Annotated in this window: 19 protein-coding genes; 11 read left to right on the top strand and 8 right to left on the bottom strand. The window is 66.2% G+C overall.

The annotated features are described in order from the left end of the window. Positions 1-19: 19 nt before the first annotated feature. Positions 20-484: a dUTP diphosphatase gene (gene dut, locus C0J29_RS11550; RefSeq protein ID WP_120792397.1), complete on the bottom strand. Its 465-nt coding sequence runs from the start codon at positions 482-484 to the stop codon at positions 20-22. A gap of 25 nt (positions 485-509) precedes the next feature. Between dut and C0J29_RS11545 the strand changes: the two genes are divergently transcribed. Next, a complete protein-coding gene (locus tag C0J29_RS11545) occupies positions 510-986 on the top strand; it encodes a DUF3093 domain-containing protein (protein WP_065043178.1) in 477 nt (158 codons plus the stop codon). Between the two features lie 42 nt (positions 987-1,028). On the opposite strand, the gene C0J29_RS11540 is transcribed toward C0J29_RS11545, so the two are convergent. Beyond that, on the bottom strand, positions 1,029-1,331 hold the full coding sequence (locus C0J29_RS11540) for a DUF4193 domain-containing protein (protein ID WP_003899437.1): 303 nt from the start codon (positions 1,329-1,331) through the stop codon (positions 1,029-1,031). A gap of 191 nt (positions 1,332-1,522) precedes the next feature. On the opposite strand from C0J29_RS11540, the gene cei reads away from it, so the two are divergent. Beyond that, complete coding sequence (gene cei / locus C0J29_RS11535; RefSeq protein WP_065043177.1) at positions 1,523-2,176, top strand: envelope integrity protein Cei; 654 nt, start codon at positions 1,523-1,525, stop codon at positions 2,174-2,176. A gap of 4 nt (positions 2,177-2,180) precedes the next feature. On the opposite strand, the gene C0J29_RS11530 is transcribed toward cei, so the two are convergent. Beyond that, a complete protein-coding gene (locus C0J29_RS11530; RefSeq protein WP_120792396.1) occupies positions 2,181-3,065 on the bottom strand; it encodes an inositol monophosphatase family protein in 885 nt (294 codons plus the stop codon). A gap of 113 nt (positions 3,066-3,178) precedes the next feature. Between C0J29_RS11530 and ppgK the strand changes: the two genes are divergently transcribed. Further along, on the top strand, positions 3,179-3,973 hold the full coding sequence (gene ppgK, locus C0J29_RS11525; protein ID WP_065043175.1) for a polyphosphate--glucose phosphotransferase: 795 nt from the start codon (positions 3,179-3,181) through the stop codon (positions 3,971-3,973). A 178-nt stretch (positions 3,974-4,151) separates the two neighbouring features. Further along, complete coding sequence (locus C0J29_RS11520; RefSeq protein WP_120794685.1) at positions 4,152-5,636, top strand: RNA polymerase sigma factor; 1,485 nt, start codon at positions 4,152-4,154, stop codon at positions 5,634-5,636. On the opposite strand, the gene C0J29_RS11515 is transcribed toward C0J29_RS11520, so the two are convergent. Both C0J29_RS11515 and C0J29_RS11510 read right to left on the bottom strand, forming a co-directional pair. Beyond that, positions 5,633-6,328 carry an alpha/beta fold hydrolase gene (locus C0J29_RS11515; RefSeq protein WP_120792395.1) on the bottom strand — a complete coding sequence of 232 codons (696 nt, stop codon included), beginning with the start codon at positions 6,326-6,328 and terminating at the stop codon, positions 5,633-5,635. The two genes, C0J29_RS11520 and C0J29_RS11515, sit on opposite strands and share 4 nt — an antisense overlap. 17 nt (positions 6,329-6,345) lie before the next feature. Continuing rightward, complete coding sequence (locus C0J29_RS11510; RefSeq protein WP_120792394.1) at positions 6,346-6,801, bottom strand: DUF4352 domain-containing protein; 456 nt, start codon at positions 6,799-6,801, stop codon at positions 6,346-6,348. A 66-nt stretch (positions 6,802-6,867) separates the two neighbouring features. On the opposite strand from C0J29_RS11510, the gene C0J29_RS11505 reads away from it, so the two are divergent. Next, complete coding sequence (locus tag C0J29_RS11505; RefSeq protein ID WP_065161674.1) at positions 6,868-7,284, top strand: RidA family protein; 417 nt, start codon at positions 6,868-6,870, stop codon at positions 7,282-7,284. Here the strand turns inward: C0J29_RS11505 and C0J29_RS11500 are convergent. Then, a complete protein-coding gene (locus C0J29_RS11500; RefSeq protein WP_120792393.1) occupies positions 7,224-7,604 on the bottom strand; it encodes a DUF952 domain-containing protein in 381 nt (126 codons plus the stop codon). The two genes, C0J29_RS11505 and C0J29_RS11500, sit on opposite strands and share 61 nt — an antisense overlap. Positions 7,605-7,730: 126 nt before the next feature. On the opposite strand from C0J29_RS11500, the gene C0J29_RS11495 reads away from it, so the two are divergent. Then, a complete protein-coding gene (locus C0J29_RS11495) occupies positions 7,731-7,916 on the top strand; it encodes a DUF7455 domain-containing protein (RefSeq protein ID WP_055578419.1) in 186 nt (61 codons plus the stop codon). 65 nt (positions 7,917-7,981) lie between these two features. After that, positions 7,982-8,977 carry a YihY/virulence factor BrkB family protein gene (locus C0J29_RS11490; RefSeq protein WP_065043173.1) on the top strand — a complete coding sequence of 332 codons (996 nt, stop codon included), beginning with the start codon at positions 7,982-7,984 and terminating at the stop codon, positions 8,975-8,977. Here the strand turns inward: C0J29_RS11490 and C0J29_RS11485 are convergent, their stop codons facing one another. Beyond that, positions 8,978-9,217 carry a DUF3039 domain-containing protein gene (locus C0J29_RS11485; protein WP_065043172.1) on the bottom strand — a complete coding sequence of 80 codons (240 nt, stop codon included), beginning with the start codon at positions 9,215-9,217 and terminating at the stop codon, positions 8,978-8,980. A gap of 76 nt (positions 9,218-9,293) precedes the next feature. On the opposite strand from C0J29_RS11485, the gene C0J29_RS11480 reads away from it, so the two are divergent. From C0J29_RS11480 to C0J29_RS11470, 3 genes are all read left to right on the top strand, one after another. Next, complete coding sequence (locus C0J29_RS11480) at positions 9,294-9,701, top strand: DUF3099 domain-containing protein (RefSeq protein ID WP_065161675.1); 408 nt, start codon at positions 9,294-9,296, stop codon at positions 9,699-9,701. A 148-nt stretch (positions 9,702-9,849) separates the two neighbouring features. Beyond that, positions 9,850-10,821, top strand: coding sequence for a sigma-70 family RNA polymerase sigma factor SigB (gene sigB / locus C0J29_RS11475; RefSeq protein ID WP_065043170.1), 972 nt, complete (start codon positions 9,850-9,852; stop codon positions 10,819-10,821). A 147-nt stretch (positions 10,822-10,968) separates the two neighbouring features. After that, complete coding sequence (locus C0J29_RS11470; RefSeq protein WP_055578414.1) at positions 10,969-11,661, top strand: iron-dependent transcriptional repressor DtxR; 693 nt, start codon at positions 10,969-10,971, stop codon at positions 11,659-11,661. A 16-nt stretch (positions 11,662-11,677) separates the two neighbouring features. Here the strand turns inward: C0J29_RS11470 and C0J29_RS11465 are convergent, their stop codons facing one another. After that, a complete protein-coding gene (locus tag C0J29_RS11465) occupies positions 11,678-12,733 on the bottom strand; it encodes a DUF4192 domain-containing protein (protein WP_120794684.1) in 1,056 nt (351 codons plus the stop codon). Positions 12,734-12,845: 112 nt separating this feature from the next. Here C0J29_RS11465 and sthA point away from each other — a divergent pair, with 112 nt between their 5' ends. Then, positions 12,846-14,252, top strand: coding sequence for a Si-specific NAD(P)(+) transhydrogenase (sthA, locus tag C0J29_RS11460; protein ID WP_120792391.1), 1,407 nt, complete (start codon positions 12,846-12,848; stop codon positions 14,250-14,252). Positions 14,253-14,317: the final 65 nt, after the last annotated feature.

The raw sequence follows: 14,317 nt of genomic DNA, 5'->3' as shown, positions 1-14,317 counted from the left end.
ATCGCTTGGTCTCCCGCGTTCACAGACTCGCGTGCCCGCCGGAAGATCCGTGACCACCCTCGCCACGGGACGTTTCGGCCAGTCCGGCCTCGTCGAACGACGACACCTCCACCAATTCGACCAGTTCGACCCGCTGTATCAACAGCTGGGCGATGCGGTCGCCACGGTGCACCACGATCGGGGTGGTGGGGTCGAGGTTGATCAGCGCGACCTTGATTTCGCCACGATATCCCGCGTCGATGGTCCCGGGACTGTTGACGATCGACAGCCCTACCCGCGAGGCAAGTCCCGAACGCGGGTGTATCAATCCGACCATGCCGAACGGGACGGCGATCGCGATGCCGGTAGCCACCAGAGCGCGGTGACCAGGTGCCAGCTCGACGTCTTCGGCGCTGAAAAGGTCAACGCCCGCGTCACCGTCGTGAGCGCGACTGGGCATCGGAAGCCCCGGGTCGAGACGAACTATGGCCAGACTGGTCGACACGGGGGCACAGACTACCCTTGACCGCGTGTCCGATACGCGCGTCGCGCCGCAAAGCGTGCGATATCGCGAACGGTTGTGGGTGCCCTGGTGGTGGTGGCCACTGGGTTTCGCGCTCGCCACAGTCATCGCGTACGAGGTGGACCTGGGCATCCGATCCCTGCCCGGCTGGCTTCCGTTCGCCGTACTGTTCGCCGTCGCGACCGCCGTGTTGCTGTGGCTGGGCCGCGTCGAGGTTCGGGTCACCGCCGACGACGGCGGCGTCGAACTGTGGGCCGGTGACGCACATCTGCCGGTCACCGTGGTCTCCCGGTCGGCGGAGATTGCACGCACCGCGAAGTCGGCAGCGCTGGGCCGTCAGCTCGACCCGGCGGCCTATGTCCTGCACCGCGCCTGGGTCGGCCCGATGGTGTTGCTGGTGCTTGATGATCCCGACGACCCGACGCCGTACTGGCTGGTGAGCTGCCGTCACCCGGAGCGGGTGCTGTCGGCGCTGCGGAGCTGAGAACGACGGAGCTGAGAACGACCGGGGAGCTGAGTGCGGCGGTCAGGCCGCGCAGTCGGTACAGATCATCACGCCGTTCTTCTCGCTGGCGAGACGGCTGCGATGTTGCACCAGAAAGCAACTCGAGCAGGTGAATTCGTCGGCCTGCTTGGGAACCACGCGAACCGACAGCTCCTCACCCGATAGGTCGGCGCCGGGTAATTCGAACGATTCGGCGGACTCGGATTCGTCGACGTCAACCACGGCTGACGCCGCCTCGTTCCGTCGTGCTTTGAGCTCCTCCAGCGAATCTTCCGAGACGTCGTCGGTCTCGGTACGCCGCGGAGCGTCGTAGTCGGTAGGCATCTTCTTCCCCGTCCTTATCCCCTCAGGGCCCTCATAAGCTCAAGGAACGCTTTGTACCAGCGTCGAACGCTTGCACCAAACTATTCGTGCCCGTAATACGGGTGGATTGGATGTGATTTGCGTCACACCGCCGGAATAGCCCTTGTACTTGGCCTTAAACGGTGCGTTTACGGTGCGATTAGAGTGCATGTGTGGTTGCACACATCACCGAGGGTACCGCCTTCGACAAGCACGGTCGGCCCTTCCGGCGGCGCAATCCCCGCCCCGCCATCATCGTCGTCATTTTCCTCGTCGTGGTGACCGGCGTGATCTGGACCGTGGCCCTGACCCGGCCGACGGACGTCCACGAGGTGGCGGTGTGCAACCCTCCCCCGCAGGCCGCCGGGACCGAAACGCCCGCCAAGCTCGGCGAGCAGGTCTCACGGACGGAGATGATCGACGTCACGCCCGCCAAGCTCAGCGACACCAAGGTGCGGGTCCTCAACGCCAGTGGCCGAGGCGGCCAGGCCGGCGACATCGCCGGTGCGCTACAGGATTTGGGCTTCGCGCAACCCACGTCCGCCAACGACCCGCTCTACGCCGGCACCCGGATGACCTGCCAGGGGCAGATCCGTTTCGGCACCGCCGGTCAGGCCACCGCGGCGGCGCTGTGGCTGGTGGCGCCGTGCACCGAACTGTTCCACGACAGCCGCGGTGACGACTCGGTGGATCTCGCGCTCGGTACCGACTTCAGCTCGCTGGCACACAACGACGACATCGACGCTGTGCTGGCGACGCTGCGTCCCGGGGCCAGCGAGCCCGCGGATCACGCGCTGCTGGCGAAGATCCACGCCAACAGCTGCTGACCGTTCACTGAATCGGAGCCAGACCCCCGACGTGATGCAGGGCCGCCAGCAACGCGTCGGCGATGCCAGGCGCCGCGGCGAGCACCAGGCCGGCCCCGTCCACTTCGGGTGGTGGCAGCAGCACGCGCGCGCCGGCCTCCGCAGCGATCAGCGCGCCCGCGGCGCAGTCCCACACCTGCAGGCCGTGTTCGTAATACGCATCCAGGTGCCCGGCCGCGACCATGCACAGGTCCAGGGCCGCCGAACCGATGCGACGCACATCGCGGACCACCGGCAGCATCTGCGCCACCAACTCGGCCTGGCGGACCCGGCGCGTCGGCGAGTAGCCGAATCCGGTGCCCAGCAACGCCATTGACAGCTCATCGACGTTGTTGCAGCGCAACTCCCGGGTACCGTGCCCGTCGGTGACGTGCGCGCCGTGTCCGCTGGCCGCCGAATACACCCGGCCGGCAACGACATCGGCCACCGCGCCGGCCACCGACACACCGTTGATCTGTGCGCCGACCGACACCGCATAAGCCGGAATGCCGTAGACGAAGTTCACCGTTCCGTCGATGGGATCGAGCACCCAGGTGACCGCGCCGCCGGCCGTCGAATCACGAGGCCCGCCACCCTCCTCGCCGAGGATCGGGTCGCCCGGTCGCAGTACGGCCAGCCGCGCGCGCAGCAGCTGTTCGGTATCGGTGTCGACCACCGTCACCGGATCGGTCGGGGTGGTCTTGGATCGCACGGTGTCGGCGTCGCTGCTGTGGGCGGGGTCGAGCCCGGCGCTCGGGCCGAACACCTCGCCGCGCCGGCGCCGTACGAACTCGGCCGCCTCGGTGGCGACCGTCACTGCCACCTCACGCAGCCGCGCGGGCTCCGCACCGGGTCTGTCGGGGCGTGTCACGGATCTATCGCACCACAGGCGACGATTCCTCAACGGACGCAACCCGCCTCACCCCTTTTGCGGTACCGGGTCGTTAAGGTGAGCGGACCACCAAGTCTCGCCGAGGAGATTCGATGACCAGCACCGTCCCTGGGATTGATGACGTCGATCCCCCGTCGCAGCGCCGAGGATTCGGAATCGACGTAGGCGGCAGCGGCATCAAAGGCGCCATCGTGGACCTGGACACCGGTCAGTTGATCGGCGACCGGATCAAACTGCTCACGCCGCAGCCCGCCACGCCAGACGCCGTCGCCAAGACCATCGCCGAAGTGGTCAACGGATTCGGCTGGACCGGACCGCTCGGGGTCACCTACCCCGGTGTCGTCACGCACGGCATCGTGCAGACGGCGGCCAATGTGGACAAGGCCTGGATCGGCACCAACGCCCGCGACATCATCAGCGCCGAACTCTCCGGCCAGGACGTCACGATCCTCAACGACGCCGACGCCGCGGGGCTGGCCGAGGAGCGCTACGGCGCCGGCAAGGGCCACGAGGGACTGGTCGTGCTGCTCACCTTCGGCACCGGCATCGGCTCAGCGCTCATCCACAACGGCAAGCTGATTCCCAACACCGAATTCGGTCATCTCGAGGTCGGTGGAAAGGAAGCCGAGGAGCGGGCTGCGTCGTCGGTGAAGGAACGAAACGGCTGGAGCTACGAAAAGTGGACCAAGCAGGTCACCAGAGTGCTGGTCGCCATCGAGAATGCGATCTGGCCCGACCTGTTCATCGCCGGCGGCGGGATCAGCCGCAAGGCCGACAAATGGGTGCATCTGCTGGAAAACCGCACCCCGGTGGTGCCGGCGGCCCTGCAGAATGCGGCCGGCATCGTGGGCGCGGCCATGGCGTCAACCAGCGACGTGACGCACTGAATTTTGTCCGCTCGGCCAGTACGAGGGCAGTGTGAAGTTACAATGGTCGTCGGCGGCCGCCCAAACCGATAGCGCGCGATACTCACGCTGATATCAAACGCCGACATTCGACATAACAGACACTTTCGGTCTTCCATGCCCAGACCCACCGGAAGTGCGTCCAACCGAAGGGGTGTACGTGGCACCGACCAAGGCAAGTGCGGCAACCGATGAGCCGGTTAAGCGCACCGCCGTAAAGTCTCCCGCCAAGCGGACGGCGGCCAAGGCCGCCACTGGCGCCGCTCCGGCGAAACGGGCCGCGAAGGCCGCCGGACCCGCGGCTGACAGCGCGCCCGGCGCTGCTCCGAGGAAGACCCGCGCCAAGGCCGCCGCGAAGGCACCTGCCGCCAAGGCCAAGGACGCCGACGGCGCAACGGCCGAAGACGTCACGCTCGACGCCGCCGAGGAACTCGACACCGACCTCGACGTGGAGCCCGGCGACGATATCGAAATCGACGCCGGCGACCTGAGCCTCGAGGACTTGGACGAAGACGTAGCGCCCGACGCCGAGGATGGCGAACTCGAGGCAGCTGACGCCGAGGAGGGCGAGACCGTGACGGCCGCCGTGGTCACCGCTGCTCCCGTCGAAGAAGACGAGGACATCGCCGAGCCCACCGAAAAGGACAAGGCCTCCGGCGATTTCGTCTGGGACGAGGACGAGTCCGAGGCGTTGCGTCAGGCGCGCAAGGACGCTGAGCTCACCGCCTCCGCCGACTCGGTGCGCGCGTACCTCAAGCAGATCGGCAAGGTGGCGCTGCTCAACGCCGAGGAAGAGGTCGAGCTCGCCAAGCGCATCGAAGCCGGCCTGTACGCCACTCAGCTGATGGTCGAGCTGACGGATCGCGGCGAGAAGCTGCCCGCCGCTCAGCGCCGCGACATGATGTGGATCTGCCGCGACGGCGACCGGGCGAAAAACCATTTGCTGGAAGCCAACTTGCGTCTGGTGGTGTCACTGGCCAAGCGCTACACCGGTCGCGGCATGGCGTTCCTGGACCTCATCCAGGAGGGCAACCTCGGTCTGATCCGCGCGGTCGAGAAGTTCGACTACACCAAGGGCTACAAGTTCTCCACCTACGCCACGTGGTGGATCCGCCAGGCCATCACCCGCGCCATGGCAGACCAGGCCCGCACCATCCGCATCCCGGTGCACATGGTCGAGGTCATCAACAAGCTGGGCCGCATCCAGCGCGAGCTGCTGCAGGACCTGGGCCGCGAGCCCACTCCTGAGGAACTCGCCAAGGAAATGGACATCACGCCGGAGAAGGTGCTGGAGATCCAGCAGTACGCCCGGGAGCCCATCTCGCTGGACCAGACCATCGGCGACGAGGGTGACAGCCAACTCGGCGACTTCATCGAAGACAGCGAAGCCGTCGTCGCGGTGGACGCGGTGTCCTTCACGCTGCTGCAGGACCAGTTGCAGTCGGTGCTGGACACGCTGTCCGAGCGTGAAGCCGGCGTCGTCCGGCTGCGCTTCGGGCTCACCGACGGCCAGCCGCGCACCCTGGACGAGATCGGCCAGGTGTACGGGGTGACCCGGGAGCGGATTCGTCAGATCGAGTCCAAGACCATGTCCAAGCTGCGCCACCCCAGCCGCTCGCAGGTCTTGCGCGACTACCTGGACTAAAGACTCAGCAGCACGTCCACCACCGCCGACGGCCGCGAGAGCAGCGGCGAATGCCCGCCCGGCAGTTCGACGATCTGGGCGCCGAGCCGTTCGCGGGCGACCCGCCGCGACCAGTCCGGCTGGACGAACTGGTCCTCGGTGCACACCACGTACGTGCACTCCACGTCCGGAAATTCGGCCAGCGAGAACGGCGCCACATTGGGCAGCGCTGCTTGCGGCCGGAGCCGGTCGAGTACGCCGTCCGCTGTGGCGTCGTCGCAATCGTGGCAGATCAGGCGTCGGGCTATGTCCCGGTCGACCCATCTCGTCCGCAGCTGATCATCCGGTTCGCTGAGACCGCTCAGCCAGACCGGATTCAGCATGTCGGTCTCGGTGGCCACCTGATCCGCCAGGCTGCGACCGACGTCCGGAAGCAACGCGCACAGGTACACCAGATGCCGCACCGCCCGCCGCGCCGCTACTAACGGAATGCTGTGACCCCCCATCGAGTGCCCGACAATCACGACATCGTCGTCGTAGCCCTCCAGGGCTCGGCTTACCGCGTCTGCGTAGGTCTCAAAGGTCGCCGACCCGTCTTCGGTCGGCAGATCGACCGCGACTGCCTCGTGACCGGCTCCCCGCAGCGAGGCCGCCACGTCATCCCACGTCCACGCCCCCAACCATCCGCCGTGCACCAGCCCGAAAGTCGTCATGCAGTCACGCTAGAACGTCAGCCCACGCCCAGTAGCGTCACCTTCACACCCTTCGAGTACTGCGAGTCCCGCAGTTCGATGGCGGTGGGCAGGGTTCCGGTCGGCACGTCGAACGCGCACTTGACGAGAACCTTTGTGCCTGAGCCGACTCTGGCGAGATCCGAGGGCGAGTCGAGGTTCGCCGCGTTCCCGTACGACCTGCCCGCCCGATCCCTGAGCGTCTGGTCCTGGCAATACACCGACCGCTGCCGGTCCCCTTTGTTCTCGACCATGAGGTTGACGACCACAAAGACCCCTTGCGCGGTCCGGTGACCGGTCTGCGGCACCCCGAGGTTGATCGACGTCACGGTGAAGACCAGGTCTCCGATCCGGACCTCGTCGCCCAGTGACGGCGCGGAGGCGTGCCGCGCGCCGAGGCACCCCGCGGTCGTCAGGGCGACCATCATCCACACCAGCCCGGTGTCGCAGCGCACCCAAGCACAGCTACCAGCAGATCCCGCGCGGGTAAAGCGAACACCGCTCGTCGTACGGTGACGCACATGTCAGCGAGCCGCCAGAACGTCCCCTCAGACTCCGAATTCGAATCGCTCGTCGGCTATTCCAGAGCGGTACGCGTCGGCCCACTGGTAGCGGTGGCCGGCACCACCGGCCGCGGCGACGGCCTCGCCGCGCAGACCCGGGACGCGTTGCGTCGCATCGAAACTGCCCTGAGCCAGGCCGGAGCGACACTGGCCGACGTCATTCGCACCCGCATCTACGTCACCGACATATCGCGGTGGCGCGAAGTCGGCGACGTGCATGCCGAGGTCTTCGGGGAGATACGTCCGGTCGCCACCATGGTCGAGGTGTCGGCCCTGATCGCACCGGAACTACTCGTCGAGATCGAGGCGGATGCCTACGTCGCGTCCGAGGGCGCGCTGAGCGCCGGAAAGCTGCCGTCGGCCGCCGGCGGGTAGGCCACCGCCTTGATGACCGCCTCGACCGGCAGCGGGCCGTACAGATGCGGAAAAAGCATCGACTGCGGGTCGGTCGGCACTCCCCGCTCCCATCGCAGCGGTGCCTCGAGAGCCGAGGCGTCGACGTACAAAAGCATCATGTCGCCGCGGCCGCTGTAGAGCCGGTTGGCCGGCAAATGAACCTGCTCGACCGTCGACAGGTGGACGAACGCGTCGGCGTCCGGCCCCGCGGGCTCCGGTGGGAACCAGCCGCGGTCCTGGGCGCCGGCCCATTCCTGCTCAGAGCACAATCGCACCAGTACAGCGGCAATTTCCGACACGGTGATTACCCTGCCCCATTTGTGGGCAAATATTCGTGAGAAACGACACACCTCATAACGGTCAGGGAACAAGGCGAAAACTCTGAACGTCTGACAGAGTGAAATTATCGCCAGAACGGAGGAGCCATGAACGCAACTCTGACCAGTCCCGAGCTCACTCGAGCAGACCGCTGCGATCGCTGCGGTGCTGCCGCCCGGGTCCGCGCCAAGCTGCCTTCGGGCGCTGAGCTCCTCTTCTGCCAACATCACGCCAACAAGCACGAAGCCAAGCTGGCTGAGCTGGCGGCGGTGCTGGAGGTCAGCGGCCAGTAATTGCCGCAGAACTCGCCCGGCCCAATGTCGCGCGTGCGAGGTCTGATGGGCAATGCTGGACGGGTATGAGCGACCAGGTCCTAAAACCGTCCCGCCACCACGTCTGGCAAATAAGCCGTCGGACGCTGTCCAAGGCGTGGGACGATTCTATTTTCTCCGAATCGGCGGAAGCCGGTTTTTGGACCTGTCTCTCGACGCCTCCGCTGCTCCTGGGCATATTGGGGACGTTGGCCTGGGTGGCGCCGCTGTTCGGCGCGGACACCTTGTCGTCGATCATCAAGAGCACGTTGTCGACGGCCCGGAACTTCTTCTCCCCCAACGTCGTCAACGAGATCATCGAGCCGTCCATCCGCGACATCACCACCACAGCCGGCGGCGAAGTCGCGTCGCTGGGCTTCCTCATCTCGTTGTGGGCGGGCTCGTCGGCCATTTCCTCATTCGTCGACGCGGTGGTGGAGGCCCACGACCAGACGCCCTTGCGTCATCCGGTCCGGCAGCGTTTCTTCGCGCTGTTCCTGTACATCGTGATGCTGGCGTTCGTGGTCATCACGGCGCCGGTAGCGGTGGTGGGTCCGCGCAAGGTGAGCGAGCACATCCCGATAGGTCTGCAGAATCTTTTGCACTACGGCTACTACCCCGCGTTGATCCTCGGTCTGATGGCGGGAGTGACCGTTTTGTACCGGGTGGCCCTGCCGGTACCGCTACCGACACACCGGTTGATACCGGGCACCGTGCTGGCCTCGGTGGTTTTCCTGGTCGCGACTCTCGGCTTGCGTTTCTACCTCAGGTGGATCGGCAGCACCGGCTACACCTACGGTGCGCTGGCTACGCCGATCGCTTTTCTGCTGTTCGCATTCTTCGGTGGCTTCTCGATCATGATCGGCGCCGAATTCAACGCCGCCATTCAGGAAGAATGGCCGGCTCCGGCCACGCACGCACACCGCCTGCGGAACTGGGTCCTGCGCCGCACCGCCGCCCTGTCGGGCTCAGCGGATCCCGCGCCACCGCAGCCCAACACCGCCGCGATGGAACCGGCCGACCCGGTGGAACCGAAGGCCTGATCAGCCCTTCTTGAGCCGCTCGTAGATCTGCTTGCACTCGGGGCAGACGGGCGAACCGGGCTTGGCGGCCTTGGTGACGGGAAAAACCTCGCCGCACAACGCGACAACGTGATTACCCATGACCGCGCTCTCGGCGATCTTGTCCTTCTTGACGTAGTGGAAGTACTTCGGTGTATCGCTGCCGGTCCCGTCGTCGGTGCGTTCGCGGGTGTCGGTGCGCTCGATCGTCTGGGTGTCCATCCCACATATTGTGCCTCCTGATCAGCCGCCGGACACCGGGGAAACCGGAATCGGCAGAGTGTGCAACAGTGGAGGTATGAAGCGGGGCCCGGAGTTCGACGGCTTCGACCAAGAGGGCCGGCCAGTACTGATCACTGCTGCCGCACCGTCCTACGAGGTGCAGCATCGCGCTCGGGTGCGTAAGTACCTGTCCATCATGGCTTTTCGTATTCCGGCACTGCTGTTGGCCGCACTCGCTTACGGCGCCTGGCACAACGGTCTGGTGTCGCTGCTCATCGTCGCGGCCTCTATCCCGTTGCCGTGGATAGCCGTTCTGATCGCCAACGACCGACCGCCGCGCAGCGCCGACGAGCCACGGCGCTTCGACCACGCCCGCCAACGCACGCCGTTGTTCCCGACCGCCGAACGTCCGGCGCTGGAGCCGCGGCCGCACTTCGCACCGCGGCCTGATTCGCAGACGATCGACCCGGACGGTTCCGACTAACCGTCCCCCTCGCGCCACTTCTCAGGACATTCTCAGGTCAGCGCCGTATTTGTGCACGTCACGGGGTGTGAGATGAGGATCCGATGGGAACTCAACCGGCGGGCTTCTCGTTAACCACATGACAAGACAAGCCAATCGGGAGGGCGTAATGGCCGAACTCACTACACGGGCCACCACAAGCCGGTTCGACGGCGATCTGGATGCTCAAAGCCCAGCTGCAGACTTGGTGCGCGTGTATCTGAACGGCATCGGAAAGACGGCGCTGCTCAACGCCGCCGACGAAGTCGAGTTGGCCAAGCGCATCGAGGCCGGGCTGTATGCCGAGCATCTGCTGGCAACCCGGAAGCGCCTTGGCGAGAACCGGAAACGCGATCTCGCCGCAGTGGTTCGCGATGGTCAGGCCGCCCGCCGTCACCTGCTGGAAGCCAACCTGCGACTGGTGGTCTCGCTGGCCAAGCGCTACACCGGACGCGGAATGCCGCTGCTGGATCTGATCCAGGAGGGCAACCTGGGCCTCATCCGGGCGATGGAAAAGTTCGACTACGCAAAGGGATTCAAGTTCTCCACGTACGCCACGTGGTGGATTCGGCAGGCCATCACCCGCGGCATGGCCGACCAGAGCCGCACGATTCGGCTTCCCGTCCACCTCGTCGAGCAGGTCAACAAGCTGGCGCGGATCAAGCGGGAGATGCACCAGAACCTGGGCCGCGAAGCGACCGACGAGGAACTGGCCGAGGAATCCGGCATCCCGATCGAGAAGATCAACGATCTGCTTGAGCACAGTCGCGACCCGGTGAGTCTGGACATGCCGGTCGGCTCGGAGGAAGAAGCCCCGCTGGGCGACTTCATCGAGGACGCCGAAGCGATGTCCGCGGAGAACGCGGTGATCGCCGAATTGCTGCACACCGACATCCGCAGCGTGCTCGCCACGCTCGACGAGCGCGAGCACCAGGTGATCCGGCTGCGTTTCGGTCTGGATGACGGCCAGCCGCGCACCCTGGACCAGATCGGCAAGCTGTTCGGCCTGTCGCGCGAACGGGTTCGTCAGATCGAGCGCGACGTGATGTGCAAGTTGCGCCACGGTGAGCGGGCGGACCGACTGCGGTCCTACGCCAGCTGAGGCGTCGCCCAGGCCAGTTTGGCAAGCTTGGTAGGAGACGGTGTGCCAGCCGCGCTAGCGCGGCGGGCATACTGCTGCGGTGGGGCGTTTTGGACAAACCACTCGCGCGGCTGGCGAAGTAGACTCGGCGGCAACGGAGGATGCTGAATGAACGACCTGGTCGATACCACCGAGATGTACCTACGGACTATCTACGACCTCGAAGAAGAGGGCGTGACGCCGCTGCGTGCCCGCATTGCCGAACGCCTCGAGCAGAGTGGACCGACTGTCAGCCAGACCGTGTCCCGGATGGAACGCGACGGCTTGCTCCGTGTCGCCGGCGACCGGCATCTCGAACTCACCGATAAGGGCCGGGCGCTGGCCATCTCGGTGATGCGCAAGCACCGCCTCGCTGAGCGCCTCCTGGTCGACGTCATCGGGTTGCCCTGGGAAGAAGTGCACGCCGAGGCCTGTCGGTGGGAGCACGTGATGAGCGAGGATGTCGAGCGCCGACTGGTCAAGGTGCTCAACAACCCGACAACCTCCCCGTTCGGCAACCCGATTCCCGGTCTGCTGGACCTCGGCGTCGGCCCGGACTCCGGAGCCGACGACGTCAGCCTGGTGCGGTTGACCGAGCTACCGCCCGGATCACCGGTTGCCGTCGTGGTCCGCCAGCTCACCGAGCATGTACAGGGCGACATCGACCTGATCGCCCGGCTTAAGGACGCCGGCGTGGTGCCCAACGCTCGCGTCACCGTCGAAAACGGCCAGAGCGGCGGGGTGACCATCCTCATCCCCGGTCACGAGAACGTCACCCTGCCCCACGAGATGGCACACGCGGTCAAGGTCGAGAAGGTCTGACCGCCGCCGGGCGGAGCTAGCCTGCGCGTTGGTCGAAAGACTGTCGTGGCGGCAACCGCACGCCGAGTTGCTCGGCCAGCCGGTAACCCGTGCCGCCGAGTCTCTGAATGTCCTTGGGCCGCATGCCTGACTGCAACGCCTGGTCCAGCATGCTGGCCATCCGGTGCTGCGGGTCGCAGCGCAGCGCCGCGTCCAGCGACAGGCCCGCCAGCGGCCCGTCGCCGCGGACGTAGGCGCTGAACGCCAGCAACACCAGCGCCTCCACCCGCCACGGTTGTGGCAGCAGGCGCGCCAGCACCGCCCACAGCGACTCCGCTGCGTCGGCGTCCTCCCCCACGGCGAGCGCGTACAACGTGTCGCGCACTTGGACGTCGGTCAGCGCGCAGCCCACCTCGGCCAACTCGGCGTCGGACAACGATTCGCCGTCGTTGACCCGCGCGGCCGCCGCCATCGCGTTCTCCACATCGCGGCGGCGGCAGTCGGCCGGGTCAGCGCGGTACTCGACGGCGCGCGTGTGTGCGGCCCGCTCGACAACCGGCGTCAGTGCCGCACTGTGCAGCGGGTCCAGCGCGATCACCGCCTGCAGATCGGCACGTCGTGAGTAGAGGCGGCGGCCTTCCACCACTGCCGCCGCCGCCAGCGGCGATGCCGAGGGGTCGTCGATCTCACCGCCGGCGCCGCAACCGTCGACGCAGTGCCAACGCCCGCCCGCGGCGATGCGATTCACCACGTGTCCCGCGTAGTAATCAATGCCGTACTCCGACAGGGCGTCGGCGAGCACTTCGCACAACTGCCGGTGCTCCTGGTCGCATCCCGGACACGCCGCACCCTCGGCGTCGACGATCACCACAATCGCCGCGTCCGGGTCAGCAGCGGCGGCGACCGCGACGAGGTCGTCCACCCGGTCGACGATTTCATCGGACAGATCGGCGCGCACCACCGATCCCAGCCCTCCGCCCTCAATTGTCACCAGCACCAGCGATTTCTCCGGGACAAAGCCGAGGATGGCCGGTAGCGCGGCGATCAAAGTGCCGGGGCGATTCAATTTAAAGCCGGGTGCATGCGTCGTCATGGCGTCCACGGTGACGACCCGCACCGTCACTACGTGCTCGCGCAACGTGATTCAGCCGCCTGCTTGTGGAGAAAGTCGCGACTGTGGGCTTTATCGTCTACACATGACTTCGATGCGCGAGTACGACCTGGTCGTTATCGGATCCGGGCCTGGCGGTCAGAAGGCCGCCATCGCAGCGGCCAAGTTGGGCAAGTCGGTCGCTATCGTCGAGCGCGGCCGGATGGTCGGCGGCGTCTGCGTCAACACCGGCACCATCCCGTCGAAGACCCTGCGCGAGGCGGTCGTCTACCTGACCGGGATGAGCCAGCGCGAACTCTACGGCGCCAGCTACCGGGTCAAAGACAAGATCACCCCCGCCGACCTGCTGGCACGCACCCAGCACGTGATCAGCAAGCAGGTCGACGTGGTGCGCTCACAGTTGATGAGGAACCGGATCGACCTGGTGCTGGGCCATGGCCGATTCATCGACCCGCACACCGTCCTGGTCGAGGAAGACGCCCAGGGGGAACGCGTGACGGTCAGCGGTGACTACATCGTCATCGCCACGGGCACCAAACCGGCCCGCCCTTCCGGGGTCGAGTTCGACGAGAACCGGGTCCTGGACTCCGACGGCATCCTGGACCTGCGGTCGCTGCCGGCGTCGATGGTCGTCGTAGGCGCGGGTGTGATCGGCATCGAGTACGCGTCGATGTTCGCCGCGCTGGGTACCAAGGTCACTGTCGTGGAGAAGCGGGACACCATGCTCGACTTCTGCGACCCGGAGATCGTCGAGGCGCTGAAGTTCCACCTGCGCGACCTGGCGGTGACCTTCCGGTTCGGCGAGGAAGTCACCGCCGTCGATGTCGGATCGTCGGGAACCGTCACCACCCTGGGCAGTGGCAAGCAGATTCCCGCGGAGACGGTGATGTACTCGGCGGGCCGCGAAGGCCAGACCGAGCACCTGGGCCTGGAGCACGCCGGCCTCGAAAGCGACCATCGCGGAAGGATTTTCGTCGACGACCAATTCCGGACCAAGGTCGAGCACATCTACGCCGTCGGCGACGTCATCGGATTCCCCGCGCTGGCCGCGACATCGATGGACCAGGGCCGGCTGGCCGCCTACTACGCCTTCGGCGAGCCGACCGAGGGCATCACCGAACTGCAGCCGATCGGGATCTACTCGATTCCGGAAGTGTCCTACGTCGGCAAGACCGAAGTGGAGCTGACCAAGGACTCGGTTCCCTACGAGGTGGGGGTGTGCCGGTACCGGGAACTGGCCCGCGGCCAGATCGCCGGAGACTCCTACGGCATGCTCAAGCTGCTGGTGTCCACCACCGACCGCACTCTGCTGGGCGCCCATATCTTCGGCACCAGCGCCACCGAGATGGTGCACATCGGACAGGCCGTCATGGGGTGCGGAGGTACCGTCGACTACCTGGTCGACGCGGTGTTCAACTACCCGACGTTCTCCGAGGCCTACAAGGTCGCTGCGCTGGACGTGACCAACAAGATGCGCGCGCTACACCAGTTCCGTCGTTAATGGCGATCGCAAGCGCGGCGCAGCCGGGCGCCGCGAGTCGCCATCATCGGGCTTAATGGCGATCG

The organism is Mycobacterium paragordonae (assembly GCF_003614435.1).
GTDB classification, from domain to species: domain Bacteria; phylum Actinomycetota; class Actinomycetes; order Mycobacteriales; family Mycobacteriaceae; genus Mycobacterium; species Mycobacterium paragordonae.
Note: the sequence above shows the minus strand (reverse complement) of the source record. Positions and strands in the feature narration are given on the sequence as shown.

What these genes read in the sequence shown, in the direction of transcription:
- sigB (WP_065043170.1), top strand. Translation starts at nt 9,850, where the DNA reads ATGGCCGAACTCACTACACGGGCCACCACAAGCCGGTTCGACGGCGAT.
- C0J29_RS11465 (WP_120794684.1), bottom strand. Translation starts at nt 12,733, where the DNA reads ATGACGACGCATGCACCCGGCTTTAAATTGAATCGCCCCGGCACTTTG.
- C0J29_RS11505 (WP_065161674.1), top strand. Translation starts at nt 6,868, where the DNA reads ATGTCAGCGAGCCGCCAGAACGTCCCCTCAGACTCCGAATTCGAATCG.
- C0J29_RS11485 (WP_065043172.1), bottom strand. Translation starts at nt 9,217, where the DNA reads ATGGACACCCAGACGATCGAGCGCACCGACACCCGCGAACGCACCGAC.
- C0J29_RS11470 (WP_055578414.1), top strand. Translation starts at nt 10,969, where the DNA reads ATGAACGACCTGGTCGATACCACCGAGATGTACCTACGGACTATCTAC.
- C0J29_RS11480 (WP_065161675.1), top strand. Translation starts at nt 9,294, where the DNA reads ATGAAGCGGGGCCCGGAGTTCGACGGCTTCGACCAAGAGGGCCGGCCA.
- ppgK (WP_065043175.1), top strand. Translation starts at nt 3,179, where the DNA reads ATGACCAGCACCGTCCCTGGGATTGATGACGTCGATCCCCCGTCGCAG.
- C0J29_RS11515 (WP_120792395.1), bottom strand. Translation starts at nt 6,328, where the DNA reads ATGACGACTTTCGGGCTGGTGCACGGCGGATGGTTGGGGGCGTGGACG.
- C0J29_RS11495 (WP_055578419.1), top strand. Translation starts at nt 7,731, where the DNA reads ATGAACGCAACTCTGACCAGTCCCGAGCTCACTCGAGCAGACCGCTGC.
- C0J29_RS11490 (WP_065043173.1), top strand. Translation starts at nt 7,982, where the DNA reads ATGAGCGACCAGGTCCTAAAACCGTCCCGCCACCACGTCTGGCAAATA.
- C0J29_RS11540 (WP_003899437.1), bottom strand. Translation starts at nt 1,331, where the DNA reads ATGCCTACCGACTACGACGCTCCGCGGCGTACCGAGACCGACGACGTC.
- sthA (WP_120792391.1), top strand. Translation starts at nt 12,846, where the DNA reads ATGCGCGAGTACGACCTGGTCGTTATCGGATCCGGGCCTGGCGGTCAG.